29 protein-coding genes are annotated in these 25,696 nt (G+C 67.2%); 11 read left to right on the forward strand and 18 right to left on the reverse strand.

The annotated features are described in order from the left end of the window. Positions 1-48 precede the first annotated feature (48 nt). From BCR55_RS20950 to BCR55_RS20965, 4 genes are all read right to left on the reverse strand, one after another. A complete protein-coding gene (locus BCR55_RS20950; RefSeq protein WP_053298045.1) occupies positions 49-1,251 on the reverse strand; it encodes an MFS transporter in 1,203 nt (400 codons plus the stop codon). Between the two features lie 130 nt (positions 1,252-1,381). Continuing rightward, positions 1,382-1,573 (reverse strand): DUF1289 domain-containing protein, encoded by a 192-nt coding sequence (locus BCR55_RS20955; RefSeq protein ID WP_006409371.1) that lies wholly within the window; start codon positions 1,571-1,573, stop codon positions 1,382-1,384. Further along, positions 1,570-2,610 carry a CDF family Co(II)/Ni(II) efflux transporter DmeF gene (dmeF, locus tag BCR55_RS20960; protein ID WP_065495778.1) on the reverse strand — a complete coding sequence of 347 codons (1,041 nt, stop codon included), beginning with the start codon at positions 2,608-2,610 and terminating at the stop codon, positions 1,570-1,572. The genes BCR55_RS20955 and dmeF overlap by 4 nt, the downstream gene beginning before the upstream one ends. Before the next feature lie 11 nt (positions 2,611-2,621). Then, positions 2,622-2,897, reverse strand: coding sequence for a metal/formaldehyde-sensitive transcriptional repressor (locus BCR55_RS20965; protein ID WP_006409366.1), 276 nt, complete (start codon positions 2,895-2,897; stop codon positions 2,622-2,624). A gap of 465 nt (positions 2,898-3,362) precedes the next feature. On the opposite strand from BCR55_RS20965, the gene BCR55_RS20970 reads away from it, so the two are divergent. Then, on the forward strand, positions 3,363-3,980 hold the full coding sequence (locus tag BCR55_RS20970) for a LysE family translocator (RefSeq protein WP_006404570.1): 618 nt from the start codon (positions 3,363-3,365) through the stop codon (positions 3,978-3,980). 103 nt (positions 3,981-4,083) lie between these two features. Then, positions 4,084-4,332, forward strand: coding sequence for a hypothetical protein (locus tag BCR55_RS20975; RefSeq protein ID WP_012217756.1), 249 nt, complete (start codon positions 4,084-4,086; stop codon positions 4,330-4,332). A 160-nt stretch (positions 4,333-4,492) separates the two neighbouring features. Here the strand turns inward: BCR55_RS20975 and BCR55_RS20980 are convergent, their stop codons facing one another. The 7 genes from BCR55_RS20980 to BCR55_RS21010 all read right to left on the reverse strand — a co-directional run bounded on the left by BCR55_RS20980 (position 4,493) and on the right by BCR55_RS21010 (position 11,420). After that, positions 4,493-5,851: an MFS transporter gene (locus BCR55_RS20980; protein WP_065495780.1), complete on the reverse strand. Its 1,359-nt coding sequence runs from the start codon at positions 5,849-5,851 to the stop codon at positions 4,493-4,495. A gap of 169 nt (positions 5,852-6,020) precedes the next feature. Next, the gene (gene pcaC / locus BCR55_RS20985) at positions 6,021-6,407 is read right to left on the reverse strand and encodes a 4-carboxymuconolactone decarboxylase (protein ID WP_006397602.1); all 387 of its coding nucleotides are present in this window, start codon (positions 6,405-6,407) and stop codon (positions 6,021-6,023) included. 10 nt (positions 6,408-6,417) lie between these two features. Next, complete coding sequence (gene pcaD / locus BCR55_RS20990) at positions 6,418-7,203, reverse strand: 3-oxoadipate enol-lactonase (protein ID WP_065495782.1); 786 nt, start codon at positions 7,201-7,203, stop codon at positions 6,418-6,420. Between the two features lie 17 nt (positions 7,204-7,220). Further along, complete coding sequence (locus BCR55_RS20995) at positions 7,221-8,576, reverse strand: 3-carboxy-cis,cis-muconate cycloisomerase (RefSeq protein ID WP_065495784.1); 1,356 nt, start codon at positions 8,574-8,576, stop codon at positions 7,221-7,223. Positions 8,577-8,656: 80 nt separating this feature from the next. Continuing rightward, on the reverse strand, positions 8,657-9,310 hold the full coding sequence (locus BCR55_RS21000; RefSeq protein ID WP_006397598.1) for a CoA transferase subunit B: 654 nt from the start codon (positions 9,308-9,310) through the stop codon (positions 8,657-8,659). Positions 9,311-9,329: 19 nt separating this feature from the next. Further along, on the reverse strand, positions 9,330-10,043 hold the full coding sequence (locus BCR55_RS21005; RefSeq protein ID WP_006404576.1) for a 3-oxoacid CoA-transferase subunit A: 714 nt from the start codon (positions 10,041-10,043) through the stop codon (positions 9,330-9,332). A 144-nt stretch (positions 10,044-10,187) separates the two neighbouring features. Then, a complete protein-coding gene (locus BCR55_RS21010; protein WP_065495786.1) occupies positions 10,188-11,420 on the reverse strand; it encodes a 4-hydroxybenzoate 3-monooxygenase in 1,233 nt (410 codons plus the stop codon). A 161-nt stretch (positions 11,421-11,581) separates the two neighbouring features. Here BCR55_RS21010 and BCR55_RS21015 point away from each other — a divergent pair, with 161 nt between their 5' ends. From BCR55_RS21015 to BCR55_RS21025, 3 genes are all read left to right on the forward strand, one after another. Beyond that, positions 11,582-12,508: a LysR family transcriptional regulator gene (locus BCR55_RS21015; protein WP_065495790.1), complete on the forward strand. Its 927-nt coding sequence runs from the start codon at positions 11,582-11,584 to the stop codon at positions 12,506-12,508. Between the two features lie 89 nt (positions 12,509-12,597). After that, on the forward strand, positions 12,598-13,227 hold the full coding sequence (folE, locus tag BCR55_RS21020) for a GTP cyclohydrolase I FolE (protein ID WP_006404580.1): 630 nt from the start codon (positions 12,598-12,600) through the stop codon (positions 13,225-13,227). Then, positions 13,228-14,031 carry an SDR family oxidoreductase gene (locus BCR55_RS21025; RefSeq protein ID WP_059940708.1) on the forward strand — a complete coding sequence of 268 codons (804 nt, stop codon included), beginning with the start codon at positions 13,228-13,230 and terminating at the stop codon, positions 14,029-14,031. It abuts the gene before it with no gap. 147 nt (positions 14,032-14,178) lie between these two features. Here BCR55_RS21025 and epsC read toward each other — a convergent pair whose 3' ends face one another. Together epsC and BCR55_RS21035 are read right to left on the reverse strand one after the other, a co-directional pair. Beyond that, on the reverse strand, positions 14,179-15,099 hold the full coding sequence (gene epsC / locus BCR55_RS21030) for a serine O-acetyltransferase EpsC (RefSeq protein ID WP_006404582.1): 921 nt from the start codon (positions 15,097-15,099) through the stop codon (positions 14,179-14,181). Positions 15,100-15,235: 136 nt separating this feature from the next. After that, positions 15,236-15,469 carry a hypothetical protein gene (locus BCR55_RS21035; RefSeq protein WP_006404583.1) on the reverse strand — a complete coding sequence of 78 codons (234 nt, stop codon included), beginning with the start codon at positions 15,467-15,469 and terminating at the stop codon, positions 15,236-15,238. A 278-nt stretch (positions 15,470-15,747) separates the two neighbouring features. Here BCR55_RS21035 and BCR55_RS21040 point away from each other — a divergent pair, with 278 nt between their 5' ends. From BCR55_RS21040 to fnr, 3 genes are all read left to right on the forward strand, one after another. Further along, complete coding sequence (locus BCR55_RS21040; RefSeq protein WP_065495793.1) at positions 15,748-16,158, forward strand: DUF3005 domain-containing protein; 411 nt, start codon at positions 15,748-15,750, stop codon at positions 16,156-16,158. A 325-nt stretch (positions 16,159-16,483) separates the two neighbouring features. Next, positions 16,484-16,960: a universal stress protein gene (locus BCR55_RS21045; protein WP_006404585.1), complete on the forward strand. Its 477-nt coding sequence runs from the start codon at positions 16,484-16,486 to the stop codon at positions 16,958-16,960. A gap of 207 nt (positions 16,961-17,167) precedes the next feature. Beyond that, entirely contained in the window at positions 17,168-17,914 is a 747-nt protein-coding gene (gene fnr / locus BCR55_RS21050) for a fumarate/nitrate reduction transcriptional regulator Fnr (RefSeq protein WP_006404587.1), read from the forward strand. A gap of 70 nt (positions 17,915-17,984) precedes the next feature. Here fnr and BCR55_RS21055 read toward each other — a convergent pair whose 3' ends face one another. Beyond that, positions 17,985-18,878 carry a LysR family transcriptional regulator ArgP gene (locus BCR55_RS21055; protein ID WP_006397585.1) on the reverse strand — a complete coding sequence of 298 codons (894 nt, stop codon included), beginning with the start codon at positions 18,876-18,878 and terminating at the stop codon, positions 17,985-17,987. A 99-nt stretch (positions 18,879-18,977) separates the two neighbouring features. Between BCR55_RS21055 and BCR55_RS21060 the strand changes: the two genes are divergently transcribed. The 3 genes from BCR55_RS21060 to BCR55_RS31335 all read left to right on the forward strand — a co-directional run bounded on the left by BCR55_RS21060 (position 18,978) and on the right by BCR55_RS31335 (position 21,599). Beyond that, positions 18,978-19,598: a LysE/ArgO family amino acid transporter gene (locus tag BCR55_RS21060; protein ID WP_006404588.1), complete on the forward strand. Its 621-nt coding sequence runs from the start codon at positions 18,978-18,980 to the stop codon at positions 19,596-19,598. Positions 19,599-19,891: 293 nt separating this feature from the next. Beyond that, positions 19,892-20,839 carry an aldo/keto reductase gene (locus BCR55_RS21065; RefSeq protein ID WP_059940713.1) on the forward strand — a complete coding sequence of 316 codons (948 nt, stop codon included), beginning with the start codon at positions 19,892-19,894 and terminating at the stop codon, positions 20,837-20,839. 250 nt (positions 20,840-21,089) lie between these two features. Beyond that, positions 21,090-21,599 (forward strand): nuclear transport factor 2 family protein, encoded by a 510-nt coding sequence (locus tag BCR55_RS31335; protein WP_244104618.1) that lies wholly within the window; start codon positions 21,090-21,092, stop codon positions 21,597-21,599. 113 nt (positions 21,600-21,712) lie between these two features. Here the strand turns inward: BCR55_RS31335 and BCR55_RS21075 are convergent, their stop codons facing one another. From BCR55_RS21075 to mhpD, 4 genes are all read right to left on the reverse strand, one after another. After that, positions 21,713-22,804 carry a porin gene (locus tag BCR55_RS21075; protein ID WP_065495796.1) on the reverse strand — a complete coding sequence of 364 codons (1,092 nt, stop codon included), beginning with the start codon at positions 22,802-22,804 and terminating at the stop codon, positions 21,713-21,715. Between the two features lie 90 nt (positions 22,805-22,894). Further along, positions 22,895-23,902, reverse strand: coding sequence for a 4-hydroxy-2-oxovalerate aldolase (gene dmpG / locus BCR55_RS21080; protein ID WP_065495798.1), 1,008 nt, complete (start codon positions 23,900-23,902; stop codon positions 22,895-22,897). Between the two features lie 13 nt (positions 23,903-23,915). Then, entirely contained in the window at positions 23,916-24,857 is a 942-nt protein-coding gene (locus BCR55_RS21085; RefSeq protein WP_006404594.1) for an acetaldehyde dehydrogenase (acetylating), read from the reverse strand. 13 nt (positions 24,858-24,870) lie between these two features. Next, entirely contained in the window at positions 24,871-25,674 is an 804-nt protein-coding gene (gene mhpD, locus BCR55_RS21090) for a 2-keto-4-pentenoate hydratase (protein WP_065495800.1), read from the reverse strand. Positions 25,675-25,696 lie beyond the last annotated feature (22 nt).

Raw genomic sequence — 25,696 nt, forward strand, 5'->3', positions numbered from 1 at the left:
GTGCGGCAGAGTGCGTGTTGCGATCGTTCCGCGCCGCACCATCCGACATCATGCGGACGACGTGCCGGGACGCGGCATCGCGCGACACAGCGCGAGCGGCACCACGACGAGTGCCGCTCCGACGAAGAACGTCGTCGATGCGCCGAAGCGTGCCCACAGCACACCGGCGATGCTGCTCGCGAGCAGCATGCAGACGCCGCTGACCAGATTGAACACGCCGAACGCCGTTCCGCGCAGCTCGGCCGGCGACGTTTCCGACACCATCGCGGCGAGAATGCCTTGCGTGAGCCCCATATGCAGACCCCACGCGGCGACGCCGACGAACATCGACACCGTCGACGTGCCGGCGCCGAGCAATAGATCCGCGACGATCAGCATCGCCATGCCGAGCGCAAGCAGCACGCGCCGATCGAGCCGGTCCGACAGGATGCCGGCCGGCCATGCGGACAGCGAATACGCGGCGCTCATCGCGACCATCACGGCCGGTATCCACGCGATATCGAGCCCCGTCTGCTGCGCGCGCAGCACGAGGAACGCTTCGCTGAAGCGCGCGAGCGTAAACGTCGCGCCCACTGCGACGACGAACCAGTATTGCCGCGGGAACGCGCCGAGCGCGCGCCAATGCAGCGGGGCACGGAAACGCCGCGGCTGCGTGCGCACGGGTTCCCGAACGCCGGCGACGATCAGCACAATCGCGGCGAAAGCCGGCACCACCGCGAACCACAACACGGTGCGAATGCGGTCGCCGAAGCAGAACATCAGCACGATCGCGAGCAGCGGGCCCAGAAACGCGCCGACCGTATCCATCGACTGCCGCAGGCCGAAGCACGCGCCGCGAATCTCGGGCGGCGCGACGTCGGCCACCAGCGCATCGCGCGGCGCGCCGCGTATCCCTTTGCCGACGCGGTCGAGCAGGCGCGCGGCGACGACGACCGACGGCGCGGCTGCGAGCGGAAACAGCGGCTTGGTCAAGGCGGCGAGCCCGTAGCCGAGCAGCAGCAGCCCTTTGCGGCGCCCGAGCCAGTCGCTGATCGCGCCGGAAAACACCTTGACGATCATCGCGGTCGCCTCCGCCGCCCCTTCGAGCACGCCGAGCGCGGCGACGCTCATCCCCATCGTCGACACGAGGTAGATCGGCAGCAGCGCGTGGATCAGCTCGGAGGAAAGATCCATGCAGAGGCTCACGAAACCCAGCGCCCATACGGTACGCGGAATCGCGGGTTTGGCGGCCGTCGGCGGCGAGGTCGTCATCGTTGGTCGTGGTGGTGGCGCGCGGCGGCGGTGTGCGGCCGCATGCGTGCGTGACAGCATGCCCGGCGGCTGGCGCGAACGCAATCGGCCGGCTATATACGCTCGCTCGGCCGCGGTTCGAGCGCGCGCGTCAGTCCGACGCGGCGCGCGCGAGCTTCGCCTGCCGACGCGCGCGGTCGTTGACGATCCGGTGACGACGATGGTCGGTCATCTTCTTCCACTCGCGCGCTTCGTCGCGCGTGCGCAGGCAGGCGATGCAGTAGCCGGTGCGGCCGTCGAACGCGCAGACTTCGACGCAAGGCGATCGGACTGCCATCGTCATTGCCCCGCCGCGGCCGGCAGCACTTCGACGGTCACGTGCGACAGGCCGCCGATGTGCCGCAGCAGGCCGTGATAGAAGCGCGCATCGCGCGTCGGATCGTCGGTCGTCACGGAGACGATCGCGCTCATGTGGCCGGGCCCCACACGCCATACGTGCAGATCGCCGACCGTATCGCCATCGTGCTCGAGCGCGTGCCGCACGCGTTCCGTCAAGCGGCGGTCCGCATTCATGTCGAGCAGGACGCCGCCGGTGTCGCGCATCAGTCCGTACGACCAGTTCGCGATCACGAGCGCGCCCACGATGCCGGCGAGCGGGTCCATCCAGACCCAGCCGAATGCGCGCGCGAGCAGCAGCCCGACGATCGTCAACAGCGAGACGGCAGCATCGGCGATCACGTGGATGTAGGCGGAGCGCAGATTGTGGTCGCGTGTCGCGGCGACGGAGGGGGCGTGGGCGTCGTGCTCGCGCTCGTCGTTGTGCTCGTCGTTGTGCTCGTCGTTGTGATCGTCGTTGTGATCGTGGTTGTGGTCGTGGTTGTGGTGGTGATGACCGTGATGGTCGTGCCCGTGATGATGATCGCCGCTCAACAACCACGCGCTCACGATATTGACGACTAGCCCGGCCACCGCGATCGGAATCGCCTCGCCGAAATGGATCGGCACCGGCGACAGCAGGCGGGCGACGGCCTCGTAACCAATCAGCAGCGCGATCATCGCGAGCACGATCGCGCTCGTAAAGCCGGCCAGATCGCCGAGCTTGCCGGTGCCGAACACGAAGCGAGGATCGCGCGCGTGTCGGCGCGCGTACGTGTACGCGAGCGCGGCGATCAGCATCGCGCCCGCGTGCGTCGACATGTGGAGCCCGTCCGCGACGAGCGCGAGCGAGCCGAACAGCGACCCGCCGACGATCTCCGCCACCATCATCGCCGCACACAGCGCGATCACCATCCACGTCCTGCGCTCGTTTCGCTCGTGCGCGGCGCCGAGAAAGATGTGGTCGTGTCCCGCGCCGAACGCGGCATTCCTGAAATCGTTCACCCGGCCCCCGATCACTTGAAGTAGCTGCGAACGACCGCGACCAGCTGCTCGGTCGCGCCGCCTTCGTCCGCGTGCGTATCGTCCGCATCGACCAGATGGCTGCGGATGTGATCCTCGAGCACCAGCGCGAGCAAACCGTTCATCGCGCCGCGCCCGCTCGTGATCAATTGCAGGATTTCGCTGCAGCTGCGCTCTTCCTCGAGCGCGCGCTCGATCGCTTCCACCTGTCCCTTGATACGGCGGACACGGTTCAGCAGTTTTTGCTTTTCCTTGATCGTATGGCTCATGGTGCGTTCTCGAATATACCGGGGGGGAGTATAGGCGATTTTGGCCAAATAGGGGGGAGGGGTATATCGTCGGAGTCGGGATTCGCGGAGGGGGGCAGATGCGTGCGGGGCGTTGCGCGGAGCGCGTGAAAGCACGCGGCCATGCCGATGCAACCGGCACAATATCGTTCTGGGCGCCCGAGCGTGCGCAAGCCCTTTCGCGCGGCATTGTGCCCGTCCGTCACGGCAGAAGAGGCGATTCCGGCCCATGCCATATCTTCCAGACGGGGCCGCGAAGAGCGTCGTTCAGTCATCTGCCGGACATTCGGCGGCGATCGCGTAGGGCTGATGGCCGCCGTAACGATTTGCCGGCCAAGCGCGCGCCGCCCGTACCGGCATTCGCCAGGCAATCTGTACCGGTACTGTACTGACAATCGTCATTACACTGACTCCATTCCTGCCCAGAACCCGAATGGAGAACTCGCGATGGAATTCCTCACGCTGAGCGCGCTGCCCGCCGGCATGCTGTTCGCGCTCGTCACGTCGATCACGCCCGGCCCGAACAACACGATGCTGCTCGCATCCGGCGTCAATTTCGGCTTTCGCCGCACGATGCCGCACCTGTTTGGTATCAGCATCGGCGTCGCGATCCTCATGCTCTGCGTCGGCTTCGGACTCGGCGAAGCGTTCAAGCGCGTGCCGCTGCTGTACACGGTTCTGGAAGTCGCGAGCGTCGCGTATCTGCTGTATCTCGCCTGGCGCATCGGCACGTCCGGCGAAGTGAAGGCGCACGGCGCAAAGCCGCGGCCGATGACGTTCATCGAAGCCGCCGCGTTCCAATGGGTCAATCCGAAGGCATGGATGATGGTGCTGACCGCCGCGACGACGATCCGGCTGTCCGCCGATTACGGCATGAACGCCGCGTGGATGGCCGTCGTATTCGTGCTGATCGGCTTTCCGTGCATCAGCCTGTGGGCCGCGTTCGGCCTCGGCCTGCGGCGTTTCCTGTCGAATCCGCGCGCGCTGCGCATCTTCAACGTGACGATGGCCGTGCTGCTGATCCTGTCCCTGTATCCGCTCGTCGCGCACGTATTGCCGCAGTGAGCGCTCACCGCCCATTGAGCTTCGCGCGACGCAGGCGTACGCTCTCGCTACTGACGCGTGCAGCCGCTTCGCCGGCTGCGCCGCCGCTGCCGGGAGATTGCCGATGAAGCCAATGCTGAGGGCGGGCGAGCGCATCGAAGGAATGCACTGGGTGGCCGAATACCATCCGGGCACGCACGACATCCGCGTGCTGCGCGAGGACATCGAAGTCGGCACTTACTGCGCACCGCCGACGCTGTTCGGCGACGAGGAAGAGATGGGCGCCGCGAACCTCGCCGATCACCGCTGCCGCGAGGCCGCGCTGCGCGCGTATCTGCGCACGTTCGTGAAGGAACACGACGCGGAAGAATGAACGGCGGCACACGTGCCGCCGAGTCGACGGGCCGCGAATGCGGCCCGGATGCTTTTGCGCGACGACGCACGCGAGTCGCGAGAGGCGAGCCGCGAGCCGCGACCCACTGGCCGAGCCGGGCGCGCCGCCCCGAACGCCGGCACGCCGAGCTTGGCCCCGCTCAGTGCCCGATCGGCTCGATCGTGCCGGTCGACGGCGTCGTCCGATGCGGCCGCGCGATCTGCTTGATCAGCAGCGCGACACAGGCAAGCAGCCCGGCCACCGCGATCGTCGCGAACACGCCGGCGAACGAGAAATGCCGGCGCGTGAGCTCAGCGACCAGAAACGACCCCGCAATCCCGCCGAAGCGTCCGACGCCGAGCATCCACGCGACACCGGTGCCGCGCCCTTCGGTCGGATAGAACGCAGCCGCCAGCGCCGGCATCGACGATTGCGCGGTGTTCATCAGCACGCCGGCGACGAACACGACGAGCACGAGCAGCCCGACGTTGCCGGCCGCCTGCCCGATCGCATAGACGCTGACGGCCGTCAGCGCATAGCAGACGGCGATCACGCGGTTCGCGTTGAAGCGATCCATCAGCACACCGCACAGTACCGCGCCGACGCCGCCGAGCGGGAACAGCGCGGAAATCAGCGTCGCGCTCTTCGGCGTGAGGCCCGCATCCTTCAGCAGAATCGGCATCCAGTTGATCGACGCGTAGAAGATCACGAGCCCCATGAAGTACGCGGCCCACAGCATCACCGAGCCGATCACGTACGAGCGCGACAGCACGACGCCGAGCCCCTTGCCGCCGGTCTGCGGCGCCGACTCCGTCATCGCCAACGCGCTCGCGTTCAGCGCATCGCGCGAGATGCGCGCGAGCGTCGCGCGGATCCGGTCGACCGGATGGCCGTGCGCGACCATGAAGCGTACCGATTCGGGCATCTTCAACAGCAGCAGCACGCCGAGCAGCAGCGGCGTCACGCCGCCGAGCACCAGCACGCTGCGCCAGCCGAAATGCGGAATCATCCACGCGGCGAGAAACCCGCCGAATGCCGCACCGAGCGGAAAGCCGCAGAACATCAGGTTGATCACGGTCGCGCGGCGCTTGTCCGGGCAGAACTCGCCCATCATCGTGACCGCATTCGGCATCGCGGCGCCAAGCCCGACGCCGGTCACGAAGCGCAGCACGGTCAGATGCCCGATCGTCGTCGAGAACGCGGACACGAGGCACGCGATGCCGAACAGGAACACCGAGCCGAGCAGCAGCACGCGTCGCCCGAGCCGGTCCGACAGCGGCCCCGACACGAGCGCGCCGCAGGCGAGGCCGAACAGCGCGGCGCTCAGCACCGGCGCGAGATCGGGCTTGGTCAGGTTCCATTCGCCGAGCAGCGACGGCGCGATAAAGCCGATCGCGGCCGTATCGAATCCGTCGAGCAGGACGATCACGAAACACATGAGAAACACGAGCCACTGAAAGCCGCCGAACGGCTGCTCGTTGATGAAGGTCTGGACGTCGACCACCGGGGTGCGATTCACTGTCTGTCTCCTTGTCGATGTCGGGCTCGGCAGGCGCTCGATGCGCTGCGTGCCGCGACGCCGGATTGTCGGCGGCCCGGCGGGCGCCGGGCCATTCCTTTGTTTGCGTACCGGCCATCCGGTACGCGGCGCGCCGATGCACTGCCGGCGCGTTCGTTGCCAGTCGCGCTTAGCCTGCCGCGTCCTGTTCCTTGAAGATGCGATCCGCGAGATGGAATGCGGAATTCGCCGCCGGCACGCCGCAGTAGATCGCGGTCTGCAGCAGCACTTCCTTGATCTCGTCGCGCGTCACGCCGTTGTTGCGTGCGGCGCGCAGATGCAGTGCCAGTTCCTCGCTGCGGTTCAGCGCGACCATCATCGCGATCGTCAGCAGGCTGCGCGTATGGCGCGGCAGGCCGTCGCGCGTCCAGATCTCGCCCCACGCATAGCGCGTGATCAGGTTCTGGAATTCCTCGGTCACCTCGGTGCGGTTCTCGATCGAGCGGTCGACATGCGCGTCGCCGAGCACCGCGCGACGCACTTTCATTCCGGCTTCGTAACGTTGCTGGTCGTCCATCGTCGCTGCCTCACGCAGTCAGGAAATCGAGCAGCGCGCGATTGAAATCGTCGGTGCGCTCGATGTTCGAAATGTGCGCGGCGTCGAATTCGACGTGACGCGCGCCCGGAATCGCGGCGGCCAGTGCGCGGCCCTGGTCGGGCGGCGTCGAGAGATCGTGCGCGCCGGTCACGACGAGCACCGGCAGCGCGATGCCCTTCGCTTCCTCGCGCAAGTCGGCTGCGTTCAGCGCGTCGCAGTTCGCCGCATAGCCGTCCTTGTCGGTATGCACGAACGTGTCGCGGATCGCATCGAACAGGCGCGGCTCGCGCTGCACGAACGCATCGGTGAACCAGCGCGGCAGCACCGCGTCGGCGAGTGCGGACATCCCTTCGGTGCGCGCCTTGTGCGCGCGCGGCGTCCACACTTCCGGCGAGCCGATCTTGGCGGCCGTGTTCGCGAGCACCGCGCGGACGATGCGCGACGGGAAGCGCGCAGCCAGTGCGGCGCCGGTCAGGCCGCCCATCGAGATTCCGCAGAACGACGCCTGCGCGATCCCGAGATGATCGAGCAGGCCGATCACGTCGCCCGCGAGCTGGTCGATCGTGTACGAACCGGCCGGCGCATCGGAATGGCCGTGGCCGCGCGTGTCGTAACGCAGCACGTTGAAGTGCTGCGTGAACGGACGAATCTGCGGCGCCCACATCTGCAGGTCCGCGCCGAGCGAATTCGAGAAGACGAGCCACGGCGCGTCGTCGCGCGCGGCACGATCGATCCGGTAATGCAGTTTTACGCCGTTGACGGTGGCGAAAGGCATCAGTGTTCTCCTGGTGGTTACGTGCGCGCGTGCAGCGCGAGCACGGCGTCGACGTAGGCGTGCGCCTCGCCGACGTAATGAGCGGGGTCGAGCAACTGTGCGAGCGCGTCGCGCGACAGGTGGGCCGACACGGTCGCGTCGGCGGCGAGCACGTCGAACAGCGTCGCGCCGGTGCGCACGGCTTCCTTCGACGCGTGCTCGACGACGTGATGCGCGTCGAGACGGCCGATCCGGTCGCCGAGCGCGAGCATCACCGCTTCGCCGAGGATCAAGCCGTGCGTGAGGTCGAGGTTCGCCGCGAGGCGTTCGGCGTTCACGTCGAGGCCCGCGACGATCTGCGCGATCTGCGCGAGTGCGCCGCCGGCGAGGCGCGCGAGGTCGGGCAGCGCGTCCCACTCGGCCTGCCAGCCGCCGAGCGCGCGCTCGTGTTCCTGCACCATCCCCGCGAACACGGTCGCGACGAGGCCCGGTGCGCGCACCGCAGCCGTCAGCACGGCGGCGCAGCCCACAGGGTTGCGTTTGTGCGGCATCGTCGACGAACCGCCCTTGCCGGCCGCGGCCGGTTCGCCGAGTTCGCCGACTTCGGTCTGCATCTGCAGCGAGATATCGCGCGCGATCTTGCCGAGCGTGCCGATCAGCATGCCGAACCATGCAGCGGCCTCGGCGATCCGGTCGCGCTGCGTATGCCACGGCACCGCCGGTGCGGCGAGCTCGAGCTCTTTGGCCAGGGCGGCGCTCACGCCGCTCGCGCGATCGCGCAGGCTCGCGAGCGTGCCGGCCGCACCGCCGAACTGCAGCACGAGCGCACGCGCGCGCAGCTCGGCGAGCCGCGTGCGATGGCGCAGCAGCGCGTCGAGCCACTGCGCGAACTTCAGCCCGAGCGTGATCGGCAATGCCTGCTGCAGCCACGTGCGGCCGATCATCGGCGTCGCGCGATGTGTGCGCGCGAGCGTCGCGAGCGACGCGCACGCGTCGTTGAGCATCGGTTCGAGCACGTCGAGCGTATCGCGCAGCTGCAGGACGGTCGCGGTGTCGATGATGTCCTGGCTCGTCGCGCCCCAGTGCACGAATTTCGCGGCCTCGGCATCGTCGGCCTTCACCTGCGCGGTGAGCTGCTTGACGAGCGGAATCGCGAGATTGCCGCCGAGCGCCGCGTCGCGCGCGAGCGCATCGGCATCGAGACGGTCGGCCACGCACGCGCGTTCGATCGGCGCGACCGCGGCGGCCGGAATAACCTGTTGCGCGGCCAGCGCGCGCGCGAGCGCGGCTTCGACGTCGAGCATCCGCTGGACGGTGGCACGGGGCGACCAGATCCGGTTGAGCGGCTCGCTGCCACAGATGAGGGAGGTCAGGCGGGCGCTGTCTTCGAGCATGGCGTCGGATGGGAAAACGGGTGGCCTATTGTCCACCGAAGCGCGCCGGCGTGCGCATGCGCGCGCCGGCCGCTTGCGGTTCAGGCCGCCTTGCGCGTCGCGTCGATCAGCGGCACGCCGGTCAGCTTCTGCAGTTCGTCGAACGACAGGTCGGTGAAGATCTCGCTCACCGCGAGGCCGTCGGACGTCACGTCGAGCACGGCGAGATCCGTATAGATGCGGCTCACGCACTGCACGCCCGTCACCGGATACGAGCACTGCGCGACGATCTTGCTCTCGCCCTGCTTCGTCAGGTGCTCCATCATCACGAACACCTGCTTCGCGCCGATCGCGAGATCCATCGCGCCGCCGACCGCCGGAATCGCATCGGGCGCGCCCGTATGCCAGTTCGCGAGGTCGCCGTTCGCGGATACCTGGAACGCGCCGAGCACGCAGTAGTCGAGGTGGCCGCCGCGCATCATCGCGAACGAATCGGCGTGGTGGAAGTAGGCGCCGCCCGTAAGCAGCGTCACGTGCTGCTTGCCGGCGTTGATCAGCTCGTCGTCTTCCTCGCCGGGCGCGGGCGCCGGGCCCATGCCGAGCAGCCCGTTCTCGCTGTGCAGGAAGATTTCCTTGCTCGGATCGAGGTGGTTCGCCACCAGCGTCGGCACGCCGATGCCGAGGTTCACGTACGCGCCTTCGGGGATGTCCTGGGCGACGCGCTTGGCCATTTCATCGCGGGTCAGTCGTTTCATGTCGGATCTCCTCGGGCGGTCAGGCGGCTTGCGATGCGCGTTCCGCGGCCAGCTCGGCCGCATGCGCGGCCTGCGGCACTTCGACGATGCGCTGCACGAAAATCCCCGGCGTCACGATGTGTTCCGGGTTCAGCCCGCCGAGCGGCACGACCTGCGACACCTGCACGATCGCGACCTTCGCGGCGCTCGCCATGATGGGCCCGAAGTTGCGCGCGGTCTTGCGATACACGAGATTGCCCCAGCGATCGCCCTTGTACGCCTTCACGAGCGCGAAATCGGCGTGAATCGGCGTTTCGAAGACATACGGCTTGCCGTCGATCACGCGCGTTTCCTTGCCTTCCGCGAGCTTCGTGCCGTAGCCGGTCGGCGTGAAGAAGCCGCCGATGCCGGCACCCGCCGCGCGAATGCGCTCGGCCAGGTTGCCCTGCGGCACGAGCTCCAGCTCGATCTCGCCCGCGCGGTACAGTGCGTCGAACACCTGCGAGTCGCTCTGGCGCGGGAACGAGCAGATGATCTTGCGCACCCGCTTCGCCTTCAGCAGGGCCGCCAGGCCCGTCTCGCCGTTGCCCGCGTTGTTGTTGACGATCGTCAGGTCGCGCGCGCCCTGCTCGATCAGCGCGTCGATCAGCTCGGACGGCATGCCGGCCGTGCCGAAGCCGCCGATCATGATCGTCGCGCCGTCGTGAACGTCGGCGACCGCCGACTGAAGCGATTCGAAAATCTTGTTGACCATGTCTCTTCCTGATACGAACCCCGCGGCACGATGCGCGGCTGTCGGAGGAACACGCGCGTGCCGCGTGCCGTGCCGAAACCGGCTGCGGCTTCGGCATTTTGTTCGCTAATCGAACCTAGATTCGATTAGCGAACGATGGGCCGATCATAGAGTCGCGCACAGCGCGTTGTCAAGGCGGGATGTCTCGGGGCCGGCTTCGTCGTCGAACGGCAGCCCGACGTAGTTTTCCGCGAGCGATTGCGCGGCGGCACGCGAGCGCGTCACGTACTTCAGTTCCGCGAGCTTGAGCCGGTTCACGAACGGCGTATCGTCGGCCGACGGATGCAGCATGTTCGTCATGAAGTACGAGAAATGCTCGGCGCGCCACACGCGCTCGAGGCAGGTCGCCGAATACGCATCGAGCGCCGTCGCGTCGCCCGTCCGGTAGCGCGCACCCAGCGCACGCGACAACGCGCGGACGTCGGCGACCGCGAGGTTCATCCCCTTCGCGCCGGTCGGCGGCACGATGTGCGCCGCGTCGCCGGCGAGGAACAGGTGGCCGTGCTGCATCGTCTCCGACACGAAGCTGCGCATCGGCGTCACGCTCTTCTGCGTGATCCGGCCCTCGGTCGGCGTCCAGCCGGTGTCGTTCGAAAAGCGCGTATGCAGTTCGTCCCAGATCCGCGCGTCGGACCAGGCGCCGAGATCCTCGTCCGGGCGACATTGCAGGTACAGCCGCGTGACGGTCGGCGAGCGCATCGAGAACAGCGCGAAGCCGCGCTCGTGGTGTGCATAGACGAGCTCGTCGAGCGACGGCGCCGCGTCGGCGAGGATGCCGAGCCACGCGAACGGATAGACGCGCTCGAACGTGCGCAGCCGCTCGGCCGGAATCGTCTGCCGCGCGATCCCGTGGAAGCCGTCGCAGCCGGCGATGTAGTCGCAGTCGATGCGGTCCGCGCGGCCGTCGGCATGCTTGAACGTGACGAACGGGCGATCGCCGTCGACGTCGTGCAGCGCGACGTCGGTCACGTCGAAATGCATCGGATGACCGTGCTCGACGCCGGCCGCGATCAGGTCGCGCACGACCTCGTGCTGGCTATAGACGGTGATCGCGCGGCCGCCGGTCAGGCCGCTCAGATCGATCCGGTGACGCTGGCCGCCGAACAGCAGCTCGATCCCGTGATGCTGCAGCCCTTCGCGGCGCATGCGGTCGCCAAGGCCGGCCGCATTGAGCGTGTCGACGGTGCCCTGTTCGAGCACACCCGCGCGGATGCGGTTCTCGCAGTATTCGCGCGAGCGCGCTTCGAGGAGGATCGATTCGACGCCTTGCAGGCGGAGCAGATGGGAAAGCAGAAGGCCGGCGGGGCCGGCGCCGATGATGGCGACCTGGGTGCGCATGACATGTCTCCTGTCGACCGGGCGGCGGCTTCGCACCTGCACCGGATCGGTTCGAAATTGAACATTGGTTCGATTGGTGAACGCATTTCAGCGCTTTCCCGACTATGCGGCAACGCGATTCCGGAGATAACTTCTATCCGTTTTCAAGATATTGGCCGGCGATGGAAGCGCTCGATCTGAACCTCATTCCCTACCTCGTCGCGCTCGACGACACGCGCAACGTGAGCCGCGCGGGCGAACTGCTCGGCGTCAGCCAGCCGCGCGTCAGCACGGCGCTCGGGCGCTTGCGCGCGTATTTCGGCGATCCGCTGTTCGTGCGCACGTCGCGCGGGATGGAGCCGACGCCGCGTGCGCTCGCGCTACTGCCCGCCGCGCGCGACGCGCTCGCGCAGATCGAGCGCGGGCTCGTCGCGCCGCACGACTTCGATCCGGCCGCGAGCACGCATACGTTTTCGATCGCGCTATCGGACGTCGGCGAGATCGTGTTTCTGCCGAAGCTGCTGCAGGCGTTCGCGCAGTGCGCGCCGCATGCGAACCTGCGCTCGGTGTCGCTGCCGCACGATGAAGTCGGACGCGGGCTCGAGGCCGGCTCGATCGATCTCGCGGTCGGTTATTTCCCCGATCTCGACGGCAACAACTTCTTCCAGCAGCGTCTGTTCACGCATCGCTTCGTGTGCCTGATGCGGCGCGGTCACCCGCTCGAGCAGGCGCGGCCGTTCACCGTCGAGCAGTTTCTCGAAAGCGGGCATGCGGTCGTGCGCGCCGAGGGACGCAGCCAGGAAGTGCTCGAGAAATATCTCGCGAAGCAGCGGATGCAGCGCCGCGCCGTGCTCGAGACGCCGCACTTCATGAGTCTGCCGTTCATCCTGAGCCGCACCGATCTGATCGCGACGGTGCCGCACGCGATCGGTTACGCCTACGCGGCCGAGCACGCGTTCATCGTGCCGGTCGAGCCGCCGCTGCCATTGCCGCGCTTCGACCTGAAACAGCACTGGCATCGCAAATTCCACAACGATCCGCGCACGGCGTGGCTGCGCGGCGTCGTCGCGTCGCTGTTCAACGACGAGCAGGACGAGTGGCCGAAGTGAGCGCGGGGCCGCACGCACGAAGCGCGAAAGCATGAAACAATGCCCGGATACCGCGCCGCCGCAAACGGCGCCTTCGATGGAGCAACGCTATGGGAAAAAAAACCGCGCGGTCCGAGCCGGCCGCATCCCGCCCGAGTCGTGAAGAAGCCGAGGACGCCGTACGCGTGCTGCTGCGCTGGGCCGGCGACGATCCGACGCGCGAAGGGCTGATCGATACGCCCGCACGCGTCGTGCGCGCCTACGAGCAATTCTTCGCCGGTTATTCGATCGAGCCGCGCGACATCCTCGCGCGCACGTTCAGCGAGGTCGACGGCTACGACGAAATGATCGTGCTGAAGGACATCCGCTTCGAGAGCTACTGCGAGCATCACATGGTGCCGATCATCGGCCGCGCGCACGTCGCGTATCTGCCGAATCATCGTGTGGTCGGCATCTCGAAGCTCGCGCGCCTCGTCGATGCATTCGCGAAGCGCCTGCAGATCCAGGAAAAGATGACGGTGCAGATCGCCGACACGCTGTTCGACGTGCTGCAGCCGAAGGGCGTCGGCGTGATACTCGAAGCCGCGCATCAGTGCATTTCGACGCGCGGCGTGCACAAACCGGGCGTCGAGATGGTCACGTCGCGCATGCTCGGCACGTTCCGCACCGATCCGTCGACGCGGCGCGAATTCCTGTCGATCGTCGCGAACCCGTCTTCCGTGAACCTGACGAATACGTAAATGCAGTCAACGAAGCAAGCGGCGGATGCGCCCGTCGTGCTGGTGACCGGCGCCGCGCGCCGTGCCGGCCGCGCATTCGCCGAGTATTTCGCCGCGCACGGCTATCGCACCGCCGTGCACTACGACCGCTCGGCCGACGCGGCCGAAGCCGCGGCCCGCGCGATCGCCGAACGCGGCCCCGACTCCGTCGCGCTGCAGGCCGACTTGTCCGACGAGGCCCAGATCGCGTCGCTGGTCGACGCCGTGTACGCGCGCTTCGGGCGCCTCGACGTGCTCGTGAACAATGCGTCGGTGTTCTGGCAGGACCATTTCCCGAGCTTCGATCTCGCCGCGTTCGATCACGCGTGGACCGTGAACTGTCGCGCGCCGATCCTGCTCACGCGTGCGTTCTACGAGCGCGCGCGGGCAGCGGGCACGCAGGGCGTCGTCGTGAACGTCGTCGATCAGAAGATCAAGGAAAACTTCCATCGCGACCATTTCAGCTATACGGTCGCGAAGGCGGCGCTCGGCAACCTGACGCAGATGCTCGCGCTGTCGGCCGCGCCGGTGCTGCGCGTGAACGCCGTGTTCCCGGGCCTGATGCTGCCGAGCGACGACCAGACGCAGGCCGATTTCGAACACGCGAGCCGCGCATCGACGCCGCTCGCGCGCATCGCCGGCCCCGACGACGTCGCGAGCGCGATCCTGCTGCTGACGGGCAGCGCGTACAACGGCGTGGATTTCGTCGTCGATGCGGGGCAGAACCTGATTCGCGTCGATCAGGACGTGCTGTACAAGCATCGCTCGCCGAGCAGCCGGCACTGACGATCGGCGCGCGCGCAGCGCGCCGCCTTTCGCACAGCCACAGGCCGCTGCGCCGGCGCCGATTTCGCTGCTCCGGCGTTGCGCCGATTCCAGCGTTCCGGCGTTCCTGGCTACGGCCGGCAGCGGCCCCGACACGCGCGTGCCGCGTTACGGCTTCTCCGCGCGCTCGCCTTCGCGCACCTTCCCCTGCGCGACGCTCGTGCCGGGCGGCACGCTGTGCGTGAGCCATACGTTGCCGCCGATCACCGACCCGCGCCCGATCGTCACGCGGCCGAGAATCGTCGCCCCCGCGTAGATCACGACGTCGTCCTCGACGATCGGATGGCGTGCATTGCCCTTGACGAGCGCGCCGTCGCCGTCGGCCGGGAAGCTCTTCGCACCGAGCGTGACGGCCTGATAGACGCGCACGCGCTCGCCAATGATCGCCGTCTCGCCGATCACGACGCCCGTGCCGTGATCGATGAAGAAGCTGGGCCCGATTTGCGCGCCGGGGTGAATGTCGATGCCGGTGGCCGAATGCGCGATCTCGTTGATGAAACGCGCGAGCAGCGGAACGCCGAGCCGGTGCAGCGCATGCGCGAGCCGGTGATGCATCATCGCCAGCACGCCCGGATAGCACAGCAGAATTTCGGTGATGTGTTGCGCGGCGGGATCGCCGGCATACGCGGCCTGAATGTCGCTGACGAGCAAGGCGCGAATCGCCGGCAGCTGTCTGCCGAATTCGCGTGCGATCTCGAACGCGCGCTCCTCGAGTGCCGCCGGCGGCGTATCGGCATGCTCGGGCAGGAACGGCAGCGCGCGGCGGATCTGCTCGGACAGGATGCGCAGCGTGCTTTCGAGCGTATGGCCGACGTAGTAGTCGACGCTTTCGTCGGTGAGATCCGGCGCGCCGTAATGCGTCGGAAACATCGACGCGCGCAGGCCGGTCACGATCTTGCAGATCGCGTCGCGCGACGGCAGTTCGCGGATGCCGCGCGGATGACGCGTGCGGTGGCGCTCCTCGCGCGACTCGCGCAGCCCGGCGACGATTTCTTCGAGGCCCCACTGACGGGCGGGTGATGTCGACATAGGTCAAAGCAGACGGCCGAGCTGCGTCGCTCGGCCGCGAATAAAGTGACGGGTCCGACAAGATTACCGCGTTTTTCGCCGGCGGGCGGCATGCCGCGCATCGGCACGATGGCCGATGTCCGTCACAGCGGCGACGTCACATCGTGATGCTGCTCGCGTCGATCCAGCGCACCGCCCAGTCGCGCGCGTGCGCGATCGCAGCGTCCTCGTCGTTGAACTGGAGGTCGGACGGAAAAAAACGGTTCGCCACGAGCTCCCCGTCGCTCGATCGCGAGATCACGACGTAGGGCTTGAACGAACCGTCGCTGGTGCGCGCGGGCGCGCAATTCAACAGATAACCGCGATGCGTGAAGGCAGTAGTCGCTTGCATGGAATCCGCCACCTCTAGTCCCTTGCTTTGTTGTTCACTACCCGTCTTGGAGGGTGTTGGCGCCCCGGCGCGGGCAGAGGCGGCGAGTTCGCATCCCCTGTCGCCGCTTCGCAAGAAACGAATCATACTCTGGAGAAAACGCGTGTTCTAGTTGAAATAAATCATGACGAATCAGTGCGCGCGCAGGCGACCGCGGCGATCGCCCGCGCGCCGTTTTCCCGTCGTGCCCGGAACGGGATTTGCTTGATCCGGAGCGCTTCGCCGCGAGGAGCGTCGCGATGGCGTCATCGACCCCAAACCGTCCTGTCCGTCCGCGCAGCATCGAGCTCGACAACGACGACACGCTCGACAGCACCGTCGATACCGACGGCAAGCACCGCGAGGCCGCGCGCCTTGCCGGCGGCGGACCGTTCTCTCCCGATCAGATCACGCGCAGCAATGCGTCGCTCGTCAATGCGATGCCGGAGGCCGGCGACGGCCTCGCCGGCTTCGATAGCCGGCCGGGCGGCAATCATCCGTCGTTCGCGCTACGTGCCGGCTATGTGCTCGTCGAAAAAGGCTTCGACGCGCCGGCCGCCGTCGGCGACGACACGTTCGGCGCCGTGCACCGGATGTACGGCAGCGTGTACGGGCCCGGCCACGATCGACGGCCCGGCAGGGTGATCGAGCTGGCGCCGGCCGACCGGTAGCCCGGCGCGGCGGCTCGCGCACGACGCCGAGGCGCGGCGCGCGTTGCGCGCGTCGGCACGTGCGTTTGAATCGATCGTTTGCGGAACGGCTGCACCGCGGGGGATCGAAGCGCGCGCGTATCGGCGCGCGCGGTGCGCGCTGCGGCATCGTGCGACGCAAGATGCTGCGTCGCGCCGCCACGTCACGCCGCGCGCGCTCGCCGCGACAACGCGCGGACCGGCTCGGCACTGCAAAGTCGCGGGCATTCGTTTACTCTGCGACGCAGCAACGCAGGCCGGAGCGGCCGTCCGGCCGACGTCCGTTCAACCGCCTCTCGGAGACACCATGTACAAACGCATTCTGGTTGCCGTCGACGGCAGCGATACGTCGCGCCACGCGTTCGAAGCAGCACTCGCGCTCGCGAAAGCGCATGGCGCGGAACTGCAGGCGCTCTACGTCGTCGAGAACGCCGCGATCTACTACAACGTCCCCGGCTACGATCCGTCGGTGCTGCGCGATCAGCTGCTCGCGCAGGGCGCCGAACTGGCGAAGGAATTCTCCGCGCAGATGCAGGCAGCGGGCGTCAAGGGCGAAACGCTGACCAACGAGGCGTCGTCGTTCAACGACGTGTCGTCGCTGATCCTCGACGGCGCAAAAGCGTTCGGCGCGGAGTTGCTCGTACTCGGCACGCACGGCCGTCGCGGCTTCCGCCGGCTCGTGCTCGGCAGCATCGCCGAACAGTGCGTGCGGCACGCATCGCTGCCCGTGCTGCTGATTCCTGCTGCCGCGCACGCGGACGCAGACGAAGGCGCATCGGCCTGAGCGCGGCATCGCGCGCGCCGGTTTCCGCGGCGCGCGCGATGCCTTGCGCCGATCGACCGTCGATCGTTGCGCACGCACCCGATTCGATGCGCGTCACGCGCTCAAAGGCTTGCGCGCGCGGGCGCGCCGTCGCGACGTTTTGTCACCCGACACGCGCATCTTGCGGTGGGACAATGATTCCGTCGATTCAACGCCGGAGTAAACATCATGCTGACGCCCGTCGCCACACGCCCCGCCGCCCCGCCCCATGCCACCGGCTGGGCGCCTCGTCAGGCTGCGCACTGCTCGTCGTGCGCGATGCGGCATCTGTGCATGCCGCAAGGCCTCGCCCCCGAGGCGCTGAGCCGCCTCGAAGCGGTGATCTGCGCCGCGCGTCCCGTCAAGCGCGGTGAAGCGCTGTTCCGCGAAGGCGATGCGTTCGACAACCTGTATGCGGTCCGTTCCGGTTCGCTGAAAACGGTTGCGACGCGTCACGACGGTCGGGAACAGGTCACGGGCCTCCATCTCGCCGGCGAAGCGCTCGGCCTCGACGGCATCTGCGACGACACGCATCCGCGCACCGCGATCGCGCTCGAAGACAGCTCCGTCTGCGTGATTCCGTACGCCGCGCTGAAGGCGCTGTGCTCGGAAGCCGGCTCCATGCAGCTGCGCATGCACAAGCTGATGAGCGAGCAGATCGTGCGCGAAACGTCGCAAGCGATGCTGCTCGGTTCGCTGAACGCCGAAGAGCGTGTCGCCGCGTTCCTGCTCGACGTGTCGTCGCGCTATCTGAAGCGCGGTTACTCGCCGTCGGAATTCAATCTGCGGATGACGCGCGAAGACATCGGCAGCTATCTCGGCATGACGCTCGAAACGGTCAGCCGCACGCTGTCGAAATTCCAGAAGCGCGGCCTCATCGAAATGCGCGGCCGCCTCGTTCAGATCGTCGACTTCGACGCCCTGCATCACGTGTGATCGTGCGACGCGCGGCGCATGCGCTGCGCGCCGCGTTCCCGCCCTTCTCCCGCCCCTCCCCGCCGCGCAGTCAATCGAGAAACAGCGCGGCGCGCGCCTTCAGCGCGGCGCTGAAATCGTCGAGCCAGCCGATCGACAGACGCCAGCTCTGCCAGTAAAGCTCGATGTCGACGGTACGCCCGGCCGACATATCCACCAGTTCGCCGGCCGCCAGTTGACGGTCGACCATCCGGTCCGGGCACATCCCCCATCCCAGCCCGGTTTCGCACGCGCGCAGATAGCCCGCGACGTGCGGTATCCAGTGCTGCGGCGGATCGAGATCGGCCCGCGTCACGCGCCGAATGAAGCGCGCCTGCAGCCCGTCCTTCGGATTAAACATCACGCACGGTGCGCGGCGCAGTGCGTCGCGCGTGATACCCGCGCCGAAATAGCGCGCATGAAACGCCGGCGAGCAGACCGCGCGGTAGCGAATGCGCCCGAGCCGCGTCGACCGGCAGCCCTGGATCGGCTCGGCCTGCGCGGTGACCGCGCCCTGCACGCTGCCGTCGCGGATGCGCTCGGCCGTATAGTCCTGGTCGTCGATCACCAGATCGAGCAAGGTCTCGCGCTCGGCGCAGAACGGCGCGACGGCGTCGACGAACCAGGTTGCGACGCTGTCGTCGTTGACGGCCACGCGCAGCGTCGGCCACGTCGACGCGAGCGGCCCCGGCAGCGCGGGCATCCGCCCCGACAGCTCGGCCTCGAGCAGCTGCACGCGTTCGGTATGCCGGCACAGCAGCGCCCCCGACGTCGTCGCGACGCACGGCTGACCGCGCTTCACGAGCACGCTGCCGACGCGCTCCTCCAGCAGTTTCACGCGCTGCGACACGGCCGATGGCGTCACGTTCAGTTCCTTGGCTGCGCGTTCGAACGACCCGTGCCGGATCACCGCCGCCAGCGCGTCGAGCAATGCATAGTCGAGCATTAGCGTTCCTTAATCGACATTAGCTGATTTAGCTTCTCTTATTCAGAGGATGCCCGCAGACTAGCGCTATCCGATCCATCCGTCTACTGCTCACCCACCATGAACTGGCTCGCTTTCTCCCATGGCGCCGCGCTGTGCGCGTCGCTGATCGTCACCATCGGCGCGCAGAACGCGTTCGTGCTCCGGCAAGGGATCATGCGTTCGCATGTCGGCAAGATCGTGCTGCTATGCGCGCTGTCCGACATGATCCTGATCGCCGCGGGCGTGGGCGGCGCGTCGGCGCTCGTCGAACGCTACCCGACGTTCGTCCATGCGGTGCTGTACGTCGGCCTTGCGTATCTCGCGTGGTTCGGGATCAATGCGCTGCGCCGCGCGTTCAAGCCCGGGCACGAAACGCTCGACGTGCGCGGCGACGCGGTCGCGCCGCCGCCGCAAAGCGCGCTCGCGATCGTGCTGATGACGCTCGCGTTCACGTGGCTCAACCCGCACGTATATCTCGACACGTTCCTGCTGATCGGCACGGCCGGCGCACGCGAGCCGGAAGGCGCGCGGCTCGCGTTCGCGATCGGCGCGATGTCGGTCAGCATCGTCTGGTTCATCGGGCTCGGATACGGTGCACGACTGCTCGCGCCGTGGTTCCGCAAGGCCGTCGCATGGCGCGTGCTCGACGGTGCCATCGGCAGCATGGTGCTGTTTCTCGCGGCCGTGCAGCTGCGATAGCGCGCACTCGCTCGCGCTGCGATCACGCGTCGATCTCGGCGGCCGCAGGGCGCCGCCGGCGCGCCGCTCGCCGATCGGCGATCGGCGAGTGCTGTCCGTCATCTTCCGCAATCCGTCCGTTATCGCGCGTTGCCGCCCGTTCCTGCACAAATCGAATCGATCGGTGACAATGGACAGGTCCCGCGGCAACGTCGACACGCTGCCGCGCCCGCCGCTGCCGCGCGACGGCGACGCCCACGCCGGCGCGTCGCTCCCGCGGCTTCGTTCCGTCAATCGCATACACGGAGAGAAAGATGGCCCTACGTACCCTCGGCACGTCCAGCATTCAGGTTTCGCCGCTCGCATTCGGCGGCAATGTGTTCGGATGGACCGTCGACGAGAACGCGTCGTTTTCGCTGCTCGACGCGCTCGCCGACACCGGCATCAATTTCATCGACACCGCCGACGTCTACTCGGCCTGGGCGCCCGGCAATCGCGGCGGCGAATCGGAAACCATCATCGGCAAATGGCTGAAGCGCTCCGGCAAGCGCGAACAGGTCGTGATCGCGACCAAGGTCGGCATGCTCGAAGCGCGCGCGGGCCTCTCGAAAGACAACATTCTGAAAGCCGCCGACGATTCGCTGCGCCGCCTGCAGACCGACTACATCGACCTCTATTTCTCGCACCGCGATCTGCGCGACACGGCGCCGCTCGAAGAAACGCTCGCCGCGTATCAGACGCTGATCGACGCAGGAAAAGTGCGGATCATCGGCGCATCGAACTACAGCGGTGCGCGTCTGCGCGAAGCGGCCGAGATCAGCCGGCGCGACGGCCTGCCCGCGTACCAGGTGATCCAGCCCGAATACAACCTGTACGACCGCGCCGAATACGAGCGCGATCTCGAGCCGGTCGTGCGCGACCTGAAGCTCGGCGTCGTCAACTACTACGCGCTGGCGAGCGGTTTCCTGTCCGGCAAGTACCGTAGCGAAGCCGATTTGAAGAAGAGCGTGCGCGGCAGCCGCGTCGCCGGCTATCTCGATGCGCGCGGGCTGCGCATTCTCGCGGCGCTCGACGCGGTATCGGCAAAGCACGGCACGCAGCCGGCCGCGATCGCGCTCGCGTGGCAGATCGCGCGGCCGACGATCACGGCGCCGATCGCGAGCGCGACGTCGCTCGCGCAACTCGCGCTGCTCGGCGAAGCGCTGCGCGTGCAGCTCGATCAGGACGACGTCCGACAGATCGACGAAGCGAGTGCAGTCTGAGCGGGGTGCACGCGGCAGGCGATCGCGCGGATCGGACTCAGCACGCGCCTCCGCGCATCGCCCGCCGCGTCGGCGGGCCGGCAACCGGCGCCGCCGATAACCGGCGCGCGGCGTGTGCGGCCGGGCGATGATCGGCGACGGCAATGTGTGGCCGACTGGCTCACGAACGCCGGCCCGATGACCGTTCTCAACCCAATCGGTCCTTCAACGAAGCGTGCTTCGCGCCGGACGCCGCACGCGGCTCGGGCCTGTGACGGACCGCGCGCATTGTTGCGCAAGCGCGCGCATCGGGGGGTCATGGATAGGAAGAACCGGGACGGCTTCGAACCACGTCGCAGCCGACCTGGAGATCGCTCAGGCCCACAGCCGGTATGCACGCGCACTCGACGGGCGGAACTGGTCGATGCCGGAAACGGTATTCGCGCCGGACGTGCAGGTCGATTACGACAGCGGTGAGTTTCGCGTCGACGGGCGCGCCGAACTCGTCGCGCTGATTCGCTCGCATCTGGACGGCTGCGGTCCGACCCAGCATCTGCTCGGCACGCCGCACGTCGAGGTCGGCGACGGCGAGGTCGGTGCGCGCAGCCGCATCTACGTGCGGGCCGCATCGCTGCGTCGGTGCGAAGCAGCATCTGCTGTACGAGGCGCTCGACGAATACATGGCGGCCTGGAAGCGCACGCCGGACGGTTGGCACGCGGTGCATTGGGCAATGCGCGTGAGCATGGAGATCGTACGCGGGACGTGCTTGGTTCGCGTTGAGCGCAAGCGGCTCGCAACGCGCGGGCGAAAGTCGGCATGAGCTTCGCCCCACACCCTCGTCACGCGCGCCGCCACGGTAGCCGGTAAGCGACTACTTTTCGTCGTTCCATCGCTTAGAACATGGTTCGTACTCCAACCCGAGCAATCGCCTGCGAAGCGCCGCTCGACGATCCGGAAGGATTCAGGATTCCGTTGATGGCGGCCTGAGCGCCCGAGTTGGCTCGTTGATAGGTGCTTTCCGCGTAGACCATCGTCCGCTTCGAAAGCGAGTAGCCCAGGATCGCGTCGACCTGGTTGGCATGGTTACCGTACAAAACGTCGTTCCCTTTCATGTACATGTAACTGATGCCGAGTGAAAGCGCGGCCGTGATCTGCCAGTTGCTGGCGAATTGCCCGGCGTACGCATAGGCACCCGTCTGCGCGTTTCGAACGGTGACAAAGCTGGCCGAGTTCAGCGTCGGACCGAGCGCGTAGTGAGCGCCGACACCCCAGTTCCGAATCGGCACCTGCGATGAGCTATTCACTGCCCCGGGATATTTCTGTTCGGTATAGGCGGCGCCGAACCCGAACGGGCCGCGATCGTAGTTCACGCCGAAACTCATGCCCGAGTTCGATCCGAACGACCCGGCAATGCCGCCGAACGAATACAACGCGCCGATTGAAAAACCGGCGATCTGCGGCGACTGGTACTTGACCGCATTGCTGATCGGCATGCCGTTCGTTCTGGCCCACGAGAACCAGCCCGTCGGGTTTTGCGGGATGCCGAGATTCTGGAACGGACCCGCCGGGATACTGTAAAGACCGCCCGAGAGCAGACCCGGCGTGTTTTTCGCCTCGGTGAGCGACGTAAACATGAACTCGTAGACATTCCCCAGCGTGAACTTCCCGAAGCGGGCATCGTCAAGGCCGACATACGCATTGCGGCCGAAAATCCCCGGTTGCATGGTCACGCCTGAGCCGAGCTGAAACTGGTCTTCCAGCTTGAAGATGGCTTTCGTACCGCCGCCGAGATCCTCGTTGCCCTGAATCACAAACAGGTTGGGCACGAGGATCCCGTCGTCGAACTTCGCAACCGCCTGTCCTCCTTCATTCGAAACAAACGTCACACCGGCATCGATCAAGCCATAGATCGCGATGTTGCTTTGCGCGATAGCCGAGCTTATTGGGAGGACTGCAAAACATATGGCGGCAAATCTCTTTTTCATTTGTGTCTCCAAACATTGTTTTATTTTTTGGAATCGGCCGCGACGTCGGGCGTTCTTTTATGGCGCGACTCGAATTTCGTCTACCGACGGCTACTGTCCGGCGAGGTCAAGCGCAACATCGACGATCATGTCCTCCTGCCCGCCGACCATCCGGCGCCTGCCGAGCTCGACGAGAATGTCCACGGTCTTGATGCCGTATTTCTTCGCCGCCGCTTCCGAGTGCCGCAGGAAGCTCGAATACACGCCCGCATAGCCGAGCGCGAGCGTCTCGCGATCGACGCGCACCGGACGGTCCTGCAACGGCCGCACGATGTCGTCGGCCGCGTCCATCAGCGTGTAGAGATCGGTGCCGTGGTTCCAGCCCATCCGCTCGGCCGCCGCGACGAACACCTCGAGCGGCGCGTTGCCGGCGCCCGCGCCCATGCCCGCGAGCGACGCGTCGATCCGGTCGCAGCCCTCCTCGACCGCGACGATCGAGTTCGCGACCCCAAGCGACAGGTTGTGATGCGCATGCATGCCCGTCTCCGTGTCCGGCTTCAGCACGGCCTTCACCGCGCGGAACCGGTCGCGCACGTCGCGCATCGTCAGCGCGCCGCCCGAGTCGACGACGTAGATGCAGGTCGCCCCGTAGCTCTCCATCTTCTTCGCCTCGACGGCGAGGTTCTGCGGCGTCGTCATGTGGCTCATCATCAGGAAGCCGACGGTATCCATCCCGAGCTCGCGCGCATATTCGATGTGCTGCTTCGCGATGTCCGCTTCGGTGCAGTGCGTCGCGACGCGCACGATGCGCGCGCCGGCGTCGTATGCTGACTTCAGGTCGTGGATCGTGCCGATGCCCGGCAGCAGCAGCGTCGCGATCTTCGCGTGCGTGACCACGTCGGCCACCGCCTCGATCCACTCGAGATCGCTGTGTGCGCCGAAGCCGTAGTTGAAGCTCGACCCTTGCAGGCCGTCGCCGTGCGCGACCTCGATGCTGTCCACCTTCGCGCGATCCAGCGCGCGTGCGATGTCCTGCACGTTCGCGATCGAGTACTGGTGGCGGATCGCATGGCTGCCGTCGCGCAGCGTGACGTCGGAGATATAGATTTTCTTGCTCATCGCCGTGTGCTCCTTACGCGCTCACGCGCGCCTGCGCCATGCGCTCGGCGGTCGCGAGCGCGGCGGAAGTCATGATGTCGAGATTGCCCGCGTAGGCGGGCAGGTAGTGCGCAGCGCCTTCGACTTCGACGAACACCGACGTCTTCAGCCCGCTGCAGCGGCCCAGGCCCGGGATATGGAGCGGCGCGTGCGCCGGAATCTCGTCGAACTGCACCTTCTGCTTCAGGCGATAGCCCGGCACGTATGCGTGCACCTTCGCGACGGTGTCCTCGATCGACGCCTCGATCGCCGCGCGCGACGCGAGATCGGACAGCGTATAGACGGTGTCGCGCATCATCAGCGGCGGCTCGGCCGGGTTCAGCACGATGATCGCCTTGCCCTTCGCGGCGCCGCCGACCACCTCGATCGCCTTCGACGTCGTCTCGGTGAATTCGTCGATGTTCGCGCGCGTGCCGGGCCCGGCCGACTTGCTGCTGATCGACGCGACGATTTCCGCGTAGTGCACCTTCGCCACGCGCGACACGGCTGCGACGACCGGAATCGTCGCCTGGCCGCCGCAGGTGACCATGTTCACGTTCGGCGCGTCGATGTGCGCGTCGAGATTCACGACCGGCACGCAGTACGGGCCGATCGCGGCCGGCGTCAGGTCGATCATCCGGATCGACGGCCGCAGCATGCGCAGCAGCGCGTCGTTGCGCACGTGCGCGCCGGCGGACGTCGCATCGAACACGAAGTCGATCTGGTCGAACACCGGCAGGCGCGTGAGCCCTTCGACGCCTTCGTGCGTGGTCGCGACGCCCAGTCGCGCAGCGCGCGCGAGGCCGTCGGAATTCGCGTCGATGCCGACCATTGCCGCCATCTCCAGATGCTTGCCATGACGGAGGATCTTGATCATCAGGTCCGTGCCGATGTTGCCGGAGCCGATGATCGCCACCTTGAGTTTTTCGGAAGTCATGCGAATGCCTCGGTTAAGCCGTGAAAGTTGCCCGGACGCTGCCGAGCCCGTCGATCTGCGCGACATAGGTGCCGGCCTCGCGCACGGCGACCATCGGGCCGAGCGCGCCGGTCAGCACCACGTCGCCCGCGCGCAGCGGCGTGCCCAGTTGCGCCATCCGGTCGGCCAGCCAGACGGCCGCGTTCAGCGGATTGCCGAGGCACGCGGCGCCGCTGCCCTGGGACAGCACGTCGCCTTCGCGCGCGAGCGTCATCGCGCAGCCCGTCAGGTCGAGCTGCGATAGCGGCACCGGACGGCTGCCGAGCACGAAGCGGGCGCTCGATGCGTTGTCGGCCACCGTGTCGACGAAGCGGATGTTCCAGTTCTCGATGCGGCTGTCGACGACCTCGATCGCGGCCAGCGCATAGGCGGTCGCGCGCAGGATGTCGGCGAACGTGTGCCTGTCGTGCGTGAGGTCGCGTTCGAGTACCAGCGCGATCTCGGCCTCGACTTTCGGCTGGATCAGCGTCGACAGCGGGATCGGCTCGCTGTCGCCGTAGGCCATCGACGCGAACAGCGCACCGAAGTCGGGCTGGTCGACGCCCAGTTGCTGCTGCACCGCGAGCGACGTCAGGCCGATCTTGCGGCCGACGATGCGCTCGCCGGCGGCGACGCGGCGCTCGACGTTTGCCTGCTGTACCGCGTAGGCCGTCTTGATGTCGTCGGGAGCGATGCCGCCCGCGGCGGGTTCGCCGCGCACGGGCGCGATCGTGCTGCGCGACGCCTCGGCTTCGCACAGTCGCACGGCCAGTTCACGCACGGTATTCGGGTCCGTCATTGCGGTCTCCGTTTCTATTAAC

Source organism: Burkholderia sp. CCA53 (assembly GCF_001685525.1).
Taxonomy (GTDB): Bacteria; Pseudomonadota; Gammaproteobacteria; order Burkholderiales; family Burkholderiaceae; genus Burkholderia; species Burkholderia multivorans.